The organism is Myroides sp. TSA_177.3 (assembly GCF_052691955.1).
In genome coordinates, this window is record NZ_JBQZGD010000005.1 from 20213 (window position 1) to 37436 (window position 17224).

Annotated in this window: 15 protein-coding genes; 7 read left to right on the forward strand and 8 right to left on the reverse strand. The window is 36.5% G+C overall.

The window, feature by feature from the left end; genetic code table 11:
• Positions 1-75 precede the first annotated feature (75 nt).
• The 6 genes from ACUTSE_RS06700 to ACUTSE_RS06725 all read left to right on the forward strand — a co-directional run bounded on the left by ACUTSE_RS06700 (position 76) and on the right by ACUTSE_RS06725 (position 7696).
• Positions 76-615 (forward strand): hypothetical protein, encoded by a 540-nt coding sequence (locus ACUTSE_RS06700; protein ID WP_445639639.1) that lies wholly within the window; start codon positions 76-78, stop codon positions 613-615.
• Positions 616-660: 45 nt separating this feature from the next.
• The gene (locus ACUTSE_RS06705; protein WP_002986945.1) at positions 661-1353 is read left to right on the forward strand and encodes an ABC transporter ATP-binding protein; all 693 of its coding nucleotides are present in this window, start codon (positions 661-663) and stop codon (positions 1351-1353) included.
• Positions 1354-1426: 73 nt separating this feature from the next.
• Positions 1427-2002: a cob(I)yrinic acid a,c-diamide adenosyltransferase gene (locus tag ACUTSE_RS06710; protein WP_445639640.1), complete on the forward strand. Its 576-nt coding sequence runs from the start codon at positions 1427-1429 to the stop codon at positions 2000-2002.
• A gap of 132 nt (positions 2003-2134) precedes the next feature.
• Complete coding sequence (locus ACUTSE_RS06715; protein ID WP_002986941.1) at positions 2135-2356, forward strand: DUF2795 domain-containing protein; 222 nt, start codon at positions 2135-2137, stop codon at positions 2354-2356.
• A 75-nt stretch (positions 2357-2431) separates the two neighbouring features.
• Entirely contained in the window at positions 2432-5527 is a 3096-nt protein-coding gene (gene secA, locus ACUTSE_RS06720; RefSeq protein WP_445639641.1) for a preprotein translocase subunit SecA, read from the forward strand.
• 138 nt (positions 5528-5665) lie between these two features.
• On the forward strand, positions 5666-7696 hold the full coding sequence (locus ACUTSE_RS06725) for a M3 family metallopeptidase (RefSeq protein ID WP_445639642.1): 2031 nt from the start codon (positions 5666-5668) through the stop codon (positions 7694-7696).
• 307 nt (positions 7697-8003) lie between these two features.
• Here ACUTSE_RS06725 and ACUTSE_RS06730 read toward each other — a convergent pair whose 3' ends face one another.
• From ACUTSE_RS06730 to ACUTSE_RS06750, 5 genes are all read right to left on the reverse strand, one after another.
• Positions 8004-8600 (reverse strand): hypothetical protein, encoded by a 597-nt coding sequence (locus tag ACUTSE_RS06730; RefSeq protein WP_445639643.1) that lies wholly within the window; start codon positions 8598-8600, stop codon positions 8004-8006.
• A 92-nt stretch (positions 8601-8692) separates the two neighbouring features.
• On the reverse strand, positions 8693-9565 hold the full coding sequence (locus tag ACUTSE_RS06735) for a pirin family protein (RefSeq protein ID WP_445639644.1): 873 nt from the start codon (positions 9563-9565) through the stop codon (positions 8693-8695).
• Between the two features lie 250 nt (positions 9566-9815).
• Positions 9816-10589 (reverse strand): ABC transporter ATP-binding protein, encoded by a 774-nt coding sequence (locus ACUTSE_RS06740; RefSeq protein WP_445639645.1) that lies wholly within the window; start codon positions 10587-10589, stop codon positions 9816-9818.
• 4 nt (positions 10590-10593) lie between these two features.
• Entirely contained in the window at positions 10594-11340 is a 747-nt protein-coding gene (locus ACUTSE_RS06745; protein WP_002986928.1) for an MlaE family ABC transporter permease, read from the reverse strand.
• 67 nt (positions 11341-11407) lie between these two features.
• The gene (locus tag ACUTSE_RS06750) at positions 11408-12262 is read right to left on the reverse strand and encodes a glycosyltransferase family 2 protein (protein WP_445639646.1); all 855 of its coding nucleotides are present in this window, start codon (positions 12260-12262) and stop codon (positions 11408-11410) included.
• Positions 12263-12398: 136 nt separating this feature from the next.
• Between ACUTSE_RS06750 and ACUTSE_RS06755 the strand changes: the two genes are divergently transcribed.
• Positions 12399-13868, forward strand: coding sequence for a lipopolysaccharide biosynthesis protein (locus ACUTSE_RS06755; protein ID WP_445639647.1), 1470 nt, complete (start codon positions 12399-12401; stop codon positions 13866-13868).
• Here ACUTSE_RS06755 and ACUTSE_RS06760 read toward each other — a convergent pair.
• The 3 genes from ACUTSE_RS06760 to ACUTSE_RS06770 form a co-directional block, all read right to left on the reverse strand.
• Positions 13865-14776, reverse strand: a complete 912-nt coding sequence (locus tag ACUTSE_RS06760; protein WP_002986925.1) for a DMT family transporter — start codon at positions 14774-14776, stop codon at positions 13865-13867. The genes ACUTSE_RS06755 and ACUTSE_RS06760 overlap by 4 nt on opposite strands.
• 109 nt (positions 14777-14885) lie before the next feature.
• The gene (locus ACUTSE_RS06765; protein WP_445639648.1) at positions 14886-16082 is read right to left on the reverse strand and encodes an MFS transporter; all 1197 of its coding nucleotides are present in this window, start codon (positions 16080-16082) and stop codon (positions 14886-14888) included.
• Between the two features lie 95 nt (positions 16083-16177).
• Positions 16178-17101 (reverse strand): helix-turn-helix domain-containing protein, encoded by a 924-nt coding sequence (locus tag ACUTSE_RS06770; protein WP_259189128.1) that lies wholly within the window; start codon positions 17099-17101, stop codon positions 16178-16180.
• Positions 17102-17224 lie beyond the last annotated feature (123 nt).

Genomic DNA, 17224 nt, shown 5'->3' on the forward strand with positions numbered 1-17224 from the left:
TAATAAAACAAGCATTACCTTTGTCCTACACCTGTAGGGTAAGATTTTCTACTACTACAAACAACAACAGTACACATGATTTTCGATTACCTCCAATTCTGGTTTTCTGCTTATAATGAACACGGCATTCATTCGCCTTTTGTGTTTAATTTATTGACTCGTGGACTTTACCCTGCTGATATTCGTTGGAAGGGACTATCGAGAAAAAATCAGTTCATCGATCGGTTGTTGACTTACTATACCCCACAACAATTGGCTACATTGAATGGTGAACGCCCAAAGGAAATGAGAACAGCTATTTTGGTCGAATCCTATCATGCGCATCCAATACATCTTTACGACTGTATACTCTTTCAAGGAAGGGAAGCGATTTCATGGCCTGCTTTAGAAGAAGTTGCGTCAGCCATGCACAATGATTCGATTTGGATAATTGATCGCAGAAGCAAGGTTGAATCGATTGAAAAATATTGGCAAGAGGTGGTAGCATCTAACGAAATGATTGTAACTTTAGATTTCTATTATTTTGGAGTTGCTTTTAAGCGTAAAGAGCAGTTAAAGCAGCATTTTAAACTGCGTTTACAACCAGATCGCGTATTCCGTTTGCTTCGCGTGTAACAAATGGACTGATTGGGACACTTATAAGAAAGAAATACGAGCATTATGTCTAAAGAGTTAATTATTGATATTAAAGCAATTAAGCGTGATTTTAAAATGGGATCGGAAACGGTAAAGGTTTTAAAAGGCGTGGATTTGCAAATTGAAAGAGGAGATTACGTCGCGCTGATGGGACCTTCTGGATCGGGTAAATCGACCTTGATGAATATTTTAGGCTGTCTGGATACCCCAACTTCTGGGTATTACAGCTTAAATGGGAAGGATGTCAGTCGATTAGACGATGATCAATTGGCAGAAATTCGAAACAAAGACATTGGTTTCGTCTTTCAAACCTTTAACCTTATGCCACGTACCACGGCTTTAGACAATGTAGCTTTACCTATGATTTATGCTGGAAAATCAAAAGAAGAACGCAACCAAAGGGCTTCTGATGTATTGCATATGGTGGGATTAGGAGACCGCATGGATCACCATCCCAATCAATTATCAGGAGGACAAAGACAACGTGTGGCAGTTGCGCGTGCATTGGTTAATAATCCCTCTATTATTCTAGCGGATGAACCTACAGGAAATTTAGATACTAAAACATCCATTGAAATCATGGGGTTGTTTGATGAAATTCACCGCAAAGGCAATACTGTTATCCTCGTTACGCATGAAGAAGATATTGCCGAACACGCGCATCGTATTATTCGTTTGCGCGATGGGATAATCGAAAGTGATGAACGAATAAAATAAAAAGAAACGATTGGATTCTGCCTAAAGTATTGTACTTTGCTTCAACAAAACAAGACAGATTACAAAGGCAACGATGAAAATATATACTAAAACGGGTGATCAAGGTACTACAGCTTTATTTGGCGGTACACGAGTACCCAAAAATCATGTGCGAATAGAAGCGTATGGAACGGTAGATGAATTAAATTCCTATATCGGATTGATTCGCGATCAGGAAATTCCAGCACTGGAAAAGCAAACCTTACTTGCTATTCAGCATCACTTGTTTACGGTAGGGGCTATTTTAGCGACAGATCCAGAAAAGGCCATGTTGAAAAATGGCAAAGAGCGATTGAATATCCCTAAAATTACACCCGATACCCTCGTTTTTTTAGAAGATGAAATTGATCGAATGGAGGAAAATTTAGCTCCTATGACACATTTTATTCTGCCTGGCGGACATACGACGGTGTCATTCTGTCATATTGCACGTTGTGTTTGTCGTAGATCAGAGCGTTTGTCAGTACAATTGGATCAAGAAGAACCCGTAGAACCCGAAGTTTTGATGTACTTAAACCGACTTTCTGACTATCTATTTGTATTGGCACGAAAGTTGACTTTTGATTTACAAGCGGATGAGATTAAATGGATACCTGAAAAGTTGAAATAACCCAGTAAAATCAGTCGTTTTTTGTTGTGATTAAGCAGGACGTTCTTTAATATTAGTGAAATACTATGAAAAAAGCTTGCTTATTTCATAATAAAATTTATTTTTGCAATAAAATTTAAAAAAGGTTAAGAGATGTATTGGACATTAGAATTGGCATCTTATTTAAGTGATGCTCCATGGCCTGCTACTAAAGATGAGTTAATAGATTATGCTATTAGAACAGGCGCACCCCTTGAAGTAGTAGAAAATTTACAATCCATCGAAGATGAAGGAGAAATCTATGAATCTATGGAAGAAATTTGGCCAGACTATCCTACGGACGAAGATTATCTTTGGAACGAGGATGAGTATTAATATAGAAAAAAGCCTTCTTCAAGGCTTTTTTTTGTTTATTTTAGCAAGTAAAAAAGAGTAAAAATATATAAACTTATGAGTCTTATAAATACCATATTAAAGGTTTTTGTCGGCGATAAATCTGAACGAGATATCAAAGAAATAAAACCTCTAATTGAAAAAATTAAAACGTATGAATCGTCTTTATCTGGTTTGTCAAATGACGAATTAAGAGCGAAGACTATCTATTTTAAAGAGAAAATTCAACAATCTAGAGCCGGTCAAGATGCTAAGATTGCTTCGTACAAAGAAGAAATCGAGAAGACTCAAGATATCGATAAAAGAGAAGCAATCTACGCAAGTATTGATAGCTTAGAAAAAGAAGCGTACGACAATACTGAAAAAGTATTGATGGACATCTTACCAGAAGCTTTTGCAGTTGTGAAAGAAACAGCAAAGCGTTTCAAAGAAAACGAAACGGTTGTGGTATCAGCTTCAGAAAAAGACATGGAATTTGCACAAAACAAGCCGTATGTTAGCATTGCTGACGGAAAAGCAAGTTGGGCAAATAAATGGTCTGCTGCAGGTAAGGAAGTAACTTGGGATATGATTCACTACGATGTTCAGTTAATCGGGGGTATCGTATTACACCAAGGTAAAATTGCAGAGATGCAAACAGGGGAAGGTAAAACATTAGTTGCAACCTTGCCTTTATACCTAAATGCATTAACTGGAAACGGAGTACACTTAGTTACCGTGAATGACTACCTTGCTAAAAGGGATAGTCAGTGGAAAGCACCTTTATTTGAGTTCCACGGTATGACAGTAGATTGTATCGATAACCACCAACCAAACTCTCCAGGAAGAAGAGCGGCTTATGCAGCTGATATCACGTACGGAACAAATAATGAATTTGGTTTCGACTACTTGAGAGATAATATGGCACATACGCCAGAAGAATTAGTGCAACGCGTTCACAACTATGCTATTGTCGATGAGGTCGATTCAGTATTAGTGGATGACGCTAGAACGCCATTGATTATTTCTGGACCAGTTCCTCAAGGTGATCGTCACGAGTTTAATGAGCTAAAACCAAAAGTAGCTAACCTAGTTGAAATCCAACGTAAATTAGCGAATAACTTCTTGGCAGATGCAAAAAAATTAATCCGCGAAGGAAATACAAAAGAAGGTGGATTCTTATTGTTAAGAGCATACCGAAGCTTACCTAAAAATAAAGCCCTAATTAAATTCTTAAGTGAAGAAGGGGTAAAACAATTGCTTCAAAAAACAGAAAACCACTACATGCAGGACAACAATAGAGAAATGCATAAAGTGGATGAGGCTTTGTACTTCGTGATTGAAGAGAAAAACAATCAAGTGCAATTGACAGATAATGGAATCAAATTCTTATCACAAGATACAGATGAGCATTTCTTCGTATTACCAGATATCGGAACTGAAGTAGCTCGTATTGAAAGCCAAAATTTATCAAGAGAAGAAGAAGCCGTTGCAAAAGAGCGTTTATTCCAAGACTTTGGAGTAAAGAGCGAGCGTATTCACACGTTAAATCAGTTGTTGAAAGCTTATACTGTGTTTGAAAAAGATACAGAATATGTTGTAATCGACAATAAGATTTTAATCGTAGATGAGCAAACTGGTCGTATCATGGATGGACGTCGTTATTCAGACGGATTACACCAAGCGATCGAGGCGAAAGAAAACGTAAAAATCGAAGCAGCTACACAAACATTTGCAACGATTACGTTACAGAACTACTTCCGTATGTACAAGAAATTGGGAGGTATGACTGGTACGGCTATTACAGAAGCAGGAGAGTTCTTGCAAATCTATAAATTAGACGTAGTTGAAATTCCAACAAACAGAGGAATTGCTCGTAAAGATAAAGAAGATAAAATTTTCCGTTCAGTACGTGAAAAATATAAAGCAGTTATTGATGATGTAGTAGAATTATCACAAGCAGGTCGTCCTGTATTAATTGGTACTACTTCAGTTGAGATTTCTGAGTTATTGAGTAGATCGTTAAAAATGCGTGGTATTCAACACAACGTATTGAATGCGAAATTACACAAACAAGAGGCTCAAATTGTTGAAGAAGCTGGAAAACCAGGTATTGTAACAATTGCAACTAACATGGCTGGTCGTGGTACGGATATTAAACTTTCTCAAGAAGTAAAAGACAAGGGAGGTTTAGCAATTATTGGTACAGAGCGTCATGATTCAAGACGTGTTGACCGTCAGTTAAGAGGTCGTGCAGGACGTCAAGGAGATCCAGGAAGTTCTCAATTCTATGTATCATTAGAAGATAACCTAATGCGTTTATTCGGATCAGAGCGTGTAGCGAAGATTATGGATAGAATGGGATTAGAAGAAGGAGAAGTGATCCAACATTCGATGATGACCAAATCAATCGAAAGAGCACAGAAAAAAGTAGAAGAGAACAACTTCGGTATTCGTAAGCGTTTATTAGAATATGATGACGTGATGAATGCACAACGTGAGGTAATTTACAAACGTAGAAAACACGCGTTGTTTGGAGATCGTCTAAAAGTGGATATCGCAAATATGATGTACGATTTATGTGAGCGTATTAGCGAAACAAACAAATTGGCGAATGACTTCAAAAACTTAGATATGGATATGATCCGCAACTTCGGTATTAACGATGTTGTGACAGAAGATCAATTCAATAAAGATGATGTTGTTACGTTAGCAAATAGATTATACGATAAAGCGTTTACTTCTTACCGCGAAAAAGGACAGCGCAGTGCTGCTGAAGCATTCAAGGTAATTAAAAACGTATACGAGAATCAAGATAATAATTTCGAGCGTATTGTTGTTCCATTTACAGATGGTATGAAAACAATGAACGTCGTGACAAACTTAGAAACAGCATACAGCACACAAGGAATGAGTCTAATTGACGATTTTGAAAAGAATGTTGTATTGTCAATTTTAGATGAGGCGTGGAAGAAACACCTTAGAAAAATGGACGAATTGAAACAATCTGTTCAGTTAGCTGTTCACGAACAAAAAGATCCTTTGTTGATTTATAAGTTTGAAGCATTCGAATTGTTTAAGAAAACAATTGCTGAAATGGATGCAGAAATAACTTCATTCTTGACGAAAGCGGACTTACCAGTTCAGCCAACACAAGAGGACGTACAAGCATAATTTTAGCTTATTCCATACAAAAGGGCTCTTACTATAAGAGCCCTTTTTTTATGGTAAGAGGATGTTAAGACTAGACTTCTTATGTTCTAGCACTTAATTAATTTGTAAATTTATAGAACAAACAAAAATTAGATTACGATGACTATTTTTAGTAAACCATTTACAACAAAATACGGTACAGCACCTTTTTCACAGATAAAAATTACGGATTATAAACCTGCATTCGATCAAGCTATTGCACAGTCAAAAGCTGATATCGAAGCGATTACTTCAAATCCGGAACTCCCAACATTTGAAAATACAATAGAAGCATTGGCATTCTCTGGTATGGAGTTGGATATTTTAGCGAGTATCTTCTTCAACTTAAATTCTGCTGAAACCAATGATGAGATGCAACAAATCGCACAGGAAGTAGCGCCTTTACTTGCTGAATTAGGCAACGATATTTTGTTGAATGAACAATTGTTTTTGCGCGTTAAAGCCGTTTATGAACAATTGAATCAGTTGGAATTGACTACGGAACAACAAACCTTATTGATCAAGAATTACAAGAACTTTGTACGCAATGGAGCGCTACTTTCAGAAGAGGAAAAGAACAGAGTACGAGCAATTGATGCAGAATTAGCGACGACTTCTTTAAAATTTGGAGAAAATGTATTGGCAGAGACGCATAATTATCAGTTGCATATTACAGATGAAGCGGATTTAAAAGGATTGCCAGAAGGAGCGATTGAGGAAGCACAAGCATTAGCTAAACAAGAAAATAAAACTGGATGGATTTTTACATTGGATTATCCAAGTTATATTCCGTTTATGACGTATGCAGAAAATAGAGCATTGCGTAAAGAATTGGCAATCGCAGCGGGAACAAAAGCCTTTAAAGCAAATGAATTTAACAATGAAACGCATGTGTTAACCATCGCAAAATTAAGACATGAACGCGCTACTATTTTAGGGTATGCCACCCATGCTGATTTTGTATTAGAGGAGCGTATGGCACAATCGCCAATGAAGGTGAATACTTTTTTAGAAGACTTATTATTAAAAGCAAAACCTGCTGCGGATAAAGAATTTGAAGAGTTAACAGCTTTTGCGAAACAATTAGATGGGCTTGATCATTTAGAAAAATGGGATGGGAGCTATTATGCAGAAAAATTAAAACAAGAGCGTTTTAATTTAGATGATGAAATCTTAAAACCTTATTTTCAATTAGAAAATGTATTAGATGGTGCTTTTCAAGTAGCCAATAAACTGTATGGACTTATTTTTACAGAGGTTTTTGATATTGAAAAATACCACGATGAGGTGCGTACGTTTGAAGTTACCAATGAAGAAGGAGAATTTGTCGCTGTTTTTTATACTGATTTCTTTCCGCGTAAAGGAAAGCGCAACGGAGCTTGGATGACGTCGTTCAAAAATCAGTACATCAAACAAGGGGTCAATGAGAGACCGCATATTTCCATTGTGTGTAATTTCACCAAACCAACAGCAACTAAGCCGTCTTTATTGACGTTTAATGAAGTGACAACTTTGTTCCATGAATTTGGTCATGCGTTACACGGGATGCTTGCTAATACAACCTATCCGTCTTTATCAGGAACAAATGTATATTGGGATTTCGTAGAATTACCAAGTCAGATTTTAGAGAACTGGTGCTACGAAAAAGAAACTTTGGCCTTGTTTGCAAAACATTATCAAACAGGAGAATTGATTCCGATGGAATTCGTAGAGAAAATCAAAGAAAGTGCTTCTTTCTTAGAGGGAATGGCAACGGTACGACAATTGAGTTTTGGTTTGCTTGATATGGGATGGCATGGACAGGATCCGACTAAAATCACAAATTTAAAAGCATTCGAAGTAGAGCAGTTTAAAGCGACTCAACAATACCCAGATGTGGCAGAAAATGCAATGAGTACTTCTTTTTCGCATATTTTCCAAGGAGGGTATTCTTCGGGATACTATAGCTACAAATGGGCAGAAGTTTTAGACGCAGATGCATTTGCGTACTTCAAAGAAAAGGGGATTTTTAATAAAGAAGTAGCTACCGCATTTAAAGACCATGTATTATCACAAGGAGGAACAGATCATCCGATGACCTTATATATAAAGTTTAGAGGACAAGAACCAACACCAGAAGCTTTATTGCGAAGAGCTGGTTTATTAGCATAAATGATATAAAATGAAAAAGAGTTCCTAAAAATTGGGAACTCTTTTTTACACTTAACAACATCACTTTTCTTTTTTCAACTTATCTTTTATCCCTAAGGGATTTCTTTTTGCTTTATTTCTCTTGTTAAAAACACAGCGAGAAGGAAGATTTAACGAGGTAAATACCTTTTTAGGTTAAATCTATAAATCAAATATAAGTAAAAACTAATTTATTAACAAATAAAAAAGAAAAAAATCATCAATTCTGATTTGATCGTTTTTATAATGGATTGTAAATTATAAAAAAATAGTTAAATGATTTCTGTTTTTAGAGAAAGCATTCCTCATTATACACATAAGTGTCAATGGTTGTAGGTAAATTCTTTGTTTTTTTAAGTTCTTCTTGCAAAAATGACAAAGACTCTTCCTGGTCGTCTGTCGGGTTGGCTTTCAGATCCGCTATCTCTTCTTTCAAACTAGCTTGTGTACGCTGTTTCGTTTCTACCAATAATTGTTCCGCTAGTTGGAGGATACCCGTAAAGGTTAGTCCATTTACTTTTTCACAATAAACGGCATGCCATTCATCAAAATTAATTTCATCATCTTCCGTATATAAATCAACAGTTTCAGCGATTTTATTTGATACAATTTGAATTGCTTTTTGCAAACGCTGTTGATCAGGTTCATTGAGCATATTCAGCATTGTTTCTTCTGAAGCCGCGTATAATTCAGGATTCGTACCGTTTAGTTTCAATTCTTCCTGTTCCTCTGTTTTGATTTCAACTTGTGTTGTTTCCTTGTTTTCTACGCTTGTTGTATGGGTAACGGGCTGTTCTGCTTCTACTGTATTTTTGGAAGTACATGCCAAGCATAAACCAAGAAATAGACCCAGAAGTAGGCTCATTGTTGCGATTCTTTTGCGCATAGTTTTTATTTGCAAAATTAGGAGAATTCACAAAATGAGAAAATAAAATACACAAAAAAAGGTGCTGCTCAGCAACACCTTTTCGTTATGAATTAATTCCAGGTTCCGAATTTCCCTGTGTTGAAATCGTCAAAAGCTTGTAGTAATTCTTCTTGGGTATTCATTACAAATGGGCCATAATGCGCGATAGGTTCTTTGATTGGAAGGCCTGCCAAAACTAATACAACAGCATCTGCTGTTACTTCTACAGTGAATTGTTCTCCATCATGTGCCATAACAGCAACGTGATCTTGTTGTACATCCGATCCGTTTACTTTAATACTTCCTTCTAATACTAACAACAAAGTGTTATAGGTAGTAGGGAATTCATAAGTAACCTGTGCACCTGTTTTTGCTTTTAAGTTAGACATGTGGATGGGAGTAAAGGTTGTAGCAGGGCCTTTTACTCCCTGATATTCACCTGCGATTACTTCGATAAATCCTTGTTCATCTACAAGTGTATAATGGGGCATTTGTGCATTTTCTATCGCTTGGTATTGTGGTTGTCCTTTTTTTGCTTCAGCAGGAAGATTAACCCACAATTGAACCATCTGAAATTCACCTCCTGTTTTACTCCATTCTGTTTCGTGAAACTCTTTGTGTAAAACACCAGATGCAGCTGTCATCCATTGTACATCACCTTCTCCAATGATTCCACCACCACCGCTGCTATCACCGTGTTCAACACGTCCTTTATAAGCGATTGTTACGGTCTCAAAACCTTTATGTGGATGGACACCAACCCCTCTTGGAATTTCACTCGGTCCAAAGTGGTATTTGGAGTTGTAGTCAAACATAATGAAGGGATCCATGCGTTGCATACTCATTCCTGGAACACCTGGAATAAAATTGTGTACTCTAAAACCATCTCCTACAAAATGTGCAGGTCTTGGTGCTGCGATTTGTTCAATATTTTTTGTTTTCATATCCTTTTTATTTTATACTCAAAGTTACCTCATTACAAATGAAAATTACTTAATCTAAAACAAGAACGGAAAAGGGAAAATGAGGGTAGGGGCAAATGGTATTCGCCTTTGTGTATAAGGGGATTATTGATAGAAGAAGAACCAATGAAAAATAAAAAAACGAAAGGCTTGCAGCTGCAAACCTTTCGTTTTTTATCAAGGAAGAAATAAGGTTAGGGTTAAACTTCACCCAATTTTTATTTCTTTTCACTTATTTAGAAGATCCAATGTGTCGCATTGCATCTCGAACCATCTGAAAAAGTTCAGAAGAGTAAACGAAATCCACGACATCTTCATTGTCTGTTTGGATAATCTCTTTATTATTTCCAGACCAAGCCAATACACCATTCTTTAAGAATACGATGTGTTCTCCAATTTCCAACACCGAGTTCATATCGTGTGTATTAATTACAGTCGTAATATCGTATTCGTGGGTGATTTCTTGGATCAAGTTGTCAATAACGATTGCTGTTTTTGGATCTAATCCAGAGTTTGGTTCGTCACAAAATAAATATTTAGGGTTGTTTACGATTGCACGTGCAATGGCTACCCTTTTTTGCATTCCTCCAGATATTTCCGAAGGTTTCTTTTTATTGGCATTGATTAATTTGACGCGATCAATTACCTCATTTACACGATGCATGATTTCTTTATCGCTTTTGTTGGTAAACATGCGCAAAGGGAAAGCAATATTTTCTTCCACTGTCATGGAATCAAAAAGAGCACTTCCTTGAAATACCATTCCAATTTCCGTACGCAAATCACGGCGTTGATGTTTATTCATATCGGCATAATCCCTTCCATCAAATAGAATCTGTCCGTTGTCATGTGCGTGAATACCTAAAAGTGTTTTCAAGAAAACCGTTTTTCCTGAACCACTTTGTCCTATGATTAAATTGGTTTTTCCTGTTTCAAACGTCGTGGTAATTCCCTTCAAAACCTTATTGCCATTAAAAGACTTTTCTATGTTTGTTACTTCAATCATCTTGCTAATTACTTAAAAGGAGAGAGGTTAATATATAGTTTGTTAGGATAATCGCCACACTCGTCCATACGAAAGCAGTGGTACTTGCTTTTCCTACTTCTAATGCACCACCTTTCATGTAGTATCCGAAGTAAGAAGGAATAGTCGCTAATAAGAAACCAAAAAGAGTTGTTTTGATAAACGCATACGTAATGTGAAACGGAATAAAACTATCTTGTAATCCAGTGATAAATTGCTCCGAAGACACAAAGTTACCCATAACACCACCGAACCATCCACCTAAAACACCTAAGAACATACTGATACCAATAACGAAAGGATATAACAAAACAGCGACCATTTTAGGGAAAACGAGGTAGTTCAATGAACTAACTCCCATTACCTCTAAGGCGTCAATTTGTTCCGTAACACGCATGGTACCAATACTCGATGTGATAAAAGATCCCATTTTTCCCGCCATAATGATGGAGATGAACGTAGGGGCAAATTCTAAGATAACCGATTGTCTGGTTGCAAATCCAATAAGATATTTAGGAATTAAAGGATTGGTTAAGTTTAAGGCTGTCTGAATGGCAACAACACCTCCAACGAAAAAAGATAAAAAGCACACAATACCCAAAGAACCAATGATTAAATCGTCTATTTCTTTGAATATGAGCTCCTTCATTACTTTCCACTTAGTCATTTTGCTAAAAATTTCTTTTAGCATAATAAAGTACTGACCAATATTTGTTAATCCAGTTTTTATCATAAAAAATAAATATCGGCTAAATTACCAATTACAAATGAGTTTTTAGGTTTATAAGGTCAAAAATCTACTAAAACAACTTGGACTTTATTTTAGCCCAACGGTATTGACGAATAAATTTTCCTTGTTCTTCTGTGACTAAATAGGGTTCTTGCTTTGCTTTTGCTTTAAAATACCCTTTGATGTAATCGAGAAACAACAATGGTTTTCCCTTTTTGGAAGCCAATTTTAAACTAGCAATGAGTGTAATCAATAAACCATAGTGTAAGCGGTAAAAGGCTTCCCCTTGTTTATAACGAGCCGTTTGGTCGTATTGAGCTCCTGTTGGTTTGAGGTGTTTGATTTGTAAATCTTGGCGCACAAGAATTTCCCAATGATAATATCGGCAGAGTAATTCATCAACCGTATCCCATCCCATCGCTGGTTTGAGTCCACCAATTTGCTGAAAACACGCCTTTCGATAGGCTTTGAATGCCCCGCGAATATGGTCTTTATCCGTTAAATTCTCAACAACCCAATTGTTGTTCTTTTCGATTAATGCGATACCTCCGGCCATACCGAGTTTGGGATTGCCCATAAAAGCAGATACAATGGAAGCAAAATAATCAGACGGAAGAATTAAATCAGCATCCAATTTTACGATGATATCATACGCTATCGATTCAGGTAGAAGGGATAAACCATAATTGAAGGCTTGGACCACTTTACTTCCAGGTAAATGAATTGCAGCGGATGATTTCGTGCTTAAGTGTAACCAAGGATATTGTGTAGTAAATGATTCTACAAGGGATGCTGTTTGGTCTGTGGAGTTATCATTGACCACAAGCACCCATTCAGGAAGTAAGGTTTGAGCCGCTAAACTTTGCAGGGTTTTTGCAATATAAGAGGCTTCATTGTAAGCGGGAATAATAACGATATACTTCATGAAATAGGATATTTACAACTGCAGCTTTTTCTAAAATGAAATCTTTTAGCATGCAATCACACAAAAATATAAAAAAATGTAGTTAAGCATCGAATAGCCAGTATATTTGTAGATACGAATCAAGGAAACAAGTACAATGGGGAATGGTATTTCAACCAAACAAGCTTTTTTATTTACGTTAATTAATTATTTAGGCGTATTGATTGGCGTTGTTTCAACGATTTTAATCTATCCGCAAGACAAAGAAATGTTGGGAATTATTCGTTTTGTGGATGCCTGCGCCCAAATCATGTACCCTATTATTGTTTTGGGGAGCACCCATGCATTGATTAATTTTTATCCTCAATTGACAGAAAAATTACAGCATAAACTCTTTAGTTATAGCTTGATTTCTTTAGCAAAATTGGCTGGTTGGGTTGGAATTTCTCTGGTTGTTATCCGATTCTTTTATGCAGATGCCTCGTTTAAATATGTAGCTTTCGCCTTTCCACTGGCTATTGCAATGGCTTATATTGAGCTATTTCGCAGACAAGCAACAAACTTGCAAAAGATATCCTTTCCGACCTTCTTTGAGAAGATTATTCCCAAAACAACATTACCCAGTATCTTTTTGTTAGCATTGTATACAACAACGACAATCGATCAAGGTTTGGTTTTGTATATTGTGAGTTATGGGTTAATCACCGCTGTAATAGGGATCTATATTTATAAGTTATATCCTTATCACCTTAGTAAAAAGTACGATGACTTATTCGATAAGGTAAAGAAAAGGGACTATTACGCCTATAGTTTATTTGCCTTTGCGGGTAGTTTTGGTTCTTTTTTTGCGTTTCGCGTGGACTCGTTGATGATTCCGTATTTTATTTCTTATGAGGCGAATGGAACCTATAATATTGGGGTAACTTTAGCCTCAACCTTAGCAATTCCCGCTACAGGAGTCTTTGCGTTGTACGCGCCTGTTATCTCAGATTTGATTAAAAATGTACAGCTTAAAAAGCTCAATGAGAAATACAAAGAGGTAGCCCGTGTCATGTTTTTTATCGGAATGTTATTGTTCTCTTGTGTAGCTGTAGGGATTGATCCTTTGTTTCGCGTATTGCCCACTTATGATAAATTGGCACCTTCTATTCCAATTATCTATTTATTAGGCGTCAATGGGGTAATCAATATGTCGACAGGATTTAATTCAGAGATTATTTCCTATTCCAAATACTACCGTTTTAATTTAATTTCCATTTTGTTTTTAATGGTGCTGAATGTAGGTATGAATCTTTGGTTTCTAACCCAAACGGATTATGGGATTTTTGGTGTTGGATTAGCTTCCTTGCTTAGTTTAACCTTATTTAATGTAGGAAAGGTGATTTACATCTATCTCAAAATGAAATTATGGCCTTTTGACGTGCAATTTGGTAAGTTATTCCTTTGTATGTTATTGGTGTTGGGGATCGGGTTTTATATTCCAGTTCTCAATCACAGCTATTGGCTTACTTTAGTTGTTCGCGTAGGATTTATCTTGATCTGTGGTGGGGTTTTAATTTTTAAAACGCCGTGGGTGTTTTTAATCCAACAGCGTTTTATTATGTTGCTTAAACGCTATTGGCGTTAATTTTCTGGAATTTCCTTTTTCTTTATTTTCGTCAATAGTAAGATGGTGAAAATAATACAACTACTTCCTAACCAATCTAGAAATTCAAATTGAACACCGAAGTAAAAAACGGCAATTAACGTTGCGGATAAAGGTTCTGCACAAGCGAGTAAACTAGCGCGTTGTGGACCAATATTGTTGATGGCATCCAAGAAAATATAGAAAGAAATCAACGTACCAAATAGGATGATAAATGCAACTGCCCAAAACGTTTCCATATCCCATATTCCAGGAAAATGCGTAGGGGGATAGACAAGGGCCATTCCTGTACCTGCAATTAACATACTCCATCCAATGATGACAATAGGACTGTATTCTTTCAATAAATGCACGGGTAAAATTGTATAAGCTGCCAGCGCAATCGCAGAGATAATTCCCCAAATCAACGCTGTAGGGGTAATGGTTAAACTATTAATATCTCCATGTGTAACCAATAAAAAGGTACCTAACATCGCTAAACCAATCGCTAATATTTCAATAGGCTTAGGCCATTTTCTCAAGCGAAGAGCTAAGTAAATGGCAATAAAAACAGGGCCAATATACTGAAGTACGGTGGCTGTTGCCGCGTTCGAGTGAAAAATGGTAATAAAATAGGAGTATTGAACTAATAGCATGCCCAAAAAACTAAAAACAACCAATTGAGAGGCATATTTTTTATTTTTCCAGATATGCCATACATCTTTATCACCTTTGAGGATGCCTAATGAAAGCATAATGCTACCTGAAATTAAAAGGCGAACAGTCACCAGCCATTCGGCGTTGAAATTTTTCTCATTGAATAAGAATTGAGCAAATGCTCCTGATACACCCCAAAGTGCAGCAGCAAAGATAGCTGCTGAAAAACCTAGAAACTTATTGTTTAGTCCCATAATAGGTAATACAAATTATTTAGATGATAAAACCGCTTCCTTCAAGCTGAGGGAAGCGGCGGCAAAGGTACATATTTCGATGGAAATTGACTTCTTTTTTTAGGTCTGACTAGTGTGTTTTTTTATTGAGTTGTACGATGTATAAAATCAAGAATAAAAGACAAATAATCAGTGCCGTATAACGCGTACTTAATTGAAATTGAGTATTAATAGCTCCAGACGATGAAATGATGAAGCTAGTTAGAGAGGTAATGACATAGGTCAATCCGCCCATCAATCCTCCTGCTGTTCCTGAATTATTGGGAAAGGCTAACATCGTAGAGGTGAAAAAATTGTTGAATAACGTACCTGAACAAATGTGGATGAAAAATAAACCAACCATTAAAAGGTATAAGTTTTCAATATAATAGCTCACTCCTAATAAAACAAGGGATAAAATTAACTGAATATAGATGGGTTGTGTGGTGCGTTGCTCAAATGAGAGGTGCATCCTTCTTTTTCCAATAAGTCCTCCTAACATCCAAGAAAATCCCAAGAGTAAGGTACAGTAACCAATGACAATGGAATTTTGATTGAAGGTGTTTTCAATTAAAAAGGGACCTGCAATATTGAAAATCATCACGATGGAATAACTCATTCCAAGAATGAAGATTCCCATAATGAAGTTTTGGTTGCTCAACATGGTTTTGTACACTTGAAGGGTCTGGCTTAAATTGAATTTTTTCTTTTCTGGAATACTTTCACCACTGATGACTAGATCTAAAATGAAGAGCACTACAGCGTAAATTGAAAGAAAATAAAAATTCGCATGCCAAGAAAACATAGCATCGAGGTATCCTCCTAAGAAAGGAGCGAGGATTGGACCACAGGACCAAACGACGGTGAAATAACTCAGGTAATGAATGCGTTGTTTTTCTTCATAAATGTCCATGAAAATGGCTCGGGTTGCCACAACTAAAATGGAAATAGCAATTCCTTGCACAATGCGCAACAGGCAAATCAAGAAAATATCATTAGTAATGGCGATTAACGTACTGGATAAAGCAATAAAAAGCAGCGCAATTAAACGGGGTTTATAACGTCCAATACTATCGAGAACACTACCAACGAAGAGCTGTGATATACCATAACTCAATAAATAACAGGTTAAAGTAAGTTGTACTTCCTTTTCTGTAATGGCTAGATCATTCGCCATAGAAGGAAAGGAAGGTAAGTAGATGTCCGTTACAAATCCAGATAGGGGAATTGAACTAAAAGCCAGAATAGTGGCTAGCTTTTTTCTTTGGTTTGTAGCTTCTCTAAGCATAAAGTGAATTGTTGTTTTATGGACACAAAAGTAAAAGAACAACGCAGCAGCTACCTTAAAAAAGACAAAGGTATAATTGTATAAATCAAAGAATTTTAATTGTGGTTTCTAAATTGTAAAGGAGTTTGTTCCACGTGTTTTTTAAAGAAATGCGTAAAATGAGACGGTTGATCAAAACCAAGGGTATAGCCCACTTGTGCAATATCCCAATCAGTATTGATGAGTAGATTTTTCGCTTCTAATAAAATGCGATCTGTAATATGTTGAGAGGTCGTTTTTCCTGTAGCAGATTTGATGGATGAATTCAAGTGATTCACATGTACATTGAGTTTATTGGCATAATCAATAGGACGGCGTAATGCCAGCGGATAAGCAGGTGAATCTAGGGGGAATTGTTTGTTCAATAGCTGGTCAAACAGGCGAAATAGACGCATGGATGCACTCTGCTCATCGAGAGAAATATCCTCTACTTTAAGCTGTAAAGCTTGATGAAGTAACAAGGCTAATAGGTTTCGAATTACCTCGTATTTTAAGGGGTAATCCGACTGTGCCATGATATACATTTGTTGAAAATAGGTATGAGCAATATCCAATTGGGCGGGAGTTAAAAAGATTAAGGGCTTTCCCCATTCTTTGAATAAAGACGTCTTTTTAAAGGATTCTAGATTTCTGTTTTCTGTGAAAAATTCGTAATTGAATAAGCAAAAATACCCTTCTTGTTTTTTTTCAATACACGTCCAAGAGTACGGAGTTGTTGGACAAGGTAAAAACAAAGCAGGTCGGTCAATCGTAATGGAATGTGAACCATAATGTAATTCCCCACGGCCAATAATTAGCCCTACTTTATAAAAATCACGGCGATTATACGGCGTTGTAAAACTACAATACTTGCGCATATTAATATTGAAGTGTGAAGTCCCAGTCTTGTATTCGTTGATACTAAACGCATAATTCTGAGAGAGCGAAGACGAAGATCTCTCTTTGTAATAATCGGCAATGGTTTCTAAATCTTTGCTCATAGGATGCTTCATTTGATCGTGTAAAATTACAAAAATCAAATAAAACGAAGAAATCAGAGCAGAATTAACAGCTAAATAAGAAAGCTACACGATTTGAGAGGTTTACTTTGTGGTTTACCACTC

Excerpts from the sequence above, each read along its gene's own strand:
- ACUTSE_RS06700 (WP_445639639.1), top strand. The coding sequence starts at position 76 with ATGATTTTCGATTACCTCCAATTCTGGTTTTCTGCTTATAATGAACAC.
- ACUTSE_RS06705 (WP_002986945.1), top strand. The coding sequence starts at position 661 with ATGTCTAAAGAGTTAATTATTGATATTAAAGCAATTAAGCGTGATTTT.
- ACUTSE_RS06710 (WP_445639640.1), top strand. The coding sequence starts at position 1,427 with ATGAAAATATATACTAAAACGGGTGATCAAGGTACTACAGCTTTATTT.
- ACUTSE_RS06715 (WP_002986941.1), top strand. The coding sequence starts at position 2,135 with ATGTATTGGACATTAGAATTGGCATCTTATTTAAGTGATGCTCCATGG.
- secA (WP_445639641.1), top strand. The coding sequence starts at position 2,432 with ATGAGTCTTATAAATACCATATTAAAGGTTTTTGTCGGCGATAAATCT.
- ACUTSE_RS06725 (WP_445639642.1), top strand. The coding sequence starts at position 5,666 with ATGACTATTTTTAGTAAACCATTTACAACAAAATACGGTACAGCACCT.
- ACUTSE_RS06730 (WP_445639643.1), bottom strand. The coding sequence starts at position 8,600 with ATGCGCAAAAGAATCGCAACAATGAGCCTACTTCTGGGTCTATTTCTT.
- ACUTSE_RS06735 (WP_445639644.1), bottom strand. The coding sequence starts at position 9,565 with ATGAAAACAAAAAATATTGAACAAATCGCAGCACCAAGACCTGCACAT.
- ACUTSE_RS06740 (WP_445639645.1), bottom strand. The coding sequence starts at position 10,589 with ATGATTGAAGTAACAAACATAGAAAAGTCTTTTAATGGCAATAAGGTT.
- ACUTSE_RS06745 (WP_002986928.1), bottom strand. The coding sequence starts at position 11,340 with ATGATAAAAACTGGATTAACAAATATTGGTCAGTACTTTATTATGCTA.
- ACUTSE_RS06750 (WP_445639646.1), bottom strand. The coding sequence starts at position 12,262 with ATGAAGTATATCGTTATTATTCCCGCTTACAATGAAGCCTCTTATATT.
- ACUTSE_RS06755 (WP_445639647.1), top strand. The coding sequence starts at position 12,399 with ATGGGGAATGGTATTTCAACCAAACAAGCTTTTTTATTTACGTTAATT.
- ACUTSE_RS06760 (WP_002986925.1), bottom strand. The coding sequence starts at position 14,776 with ATGGGACTAAACAATAAGTTTCTAGGTTTTTCAGCAGCTATCTTTGCT.
- ACUTSE_RS06765 (WP_445639648.1), bottom strand. The coding sequence starts at position 16,082 with ATGCTTAGAGAAGCTACAAACCAAAGAAAAAAGCTAGCCACTATTCTG.
- ACUTSE_RS06770 (WP_259189128.1), bottom strand. The coding sequence starts at position 17,101 with ATGAGCAAAGATTTAGAAACCATTGCCGATTATTACAAAGAGAGATCT.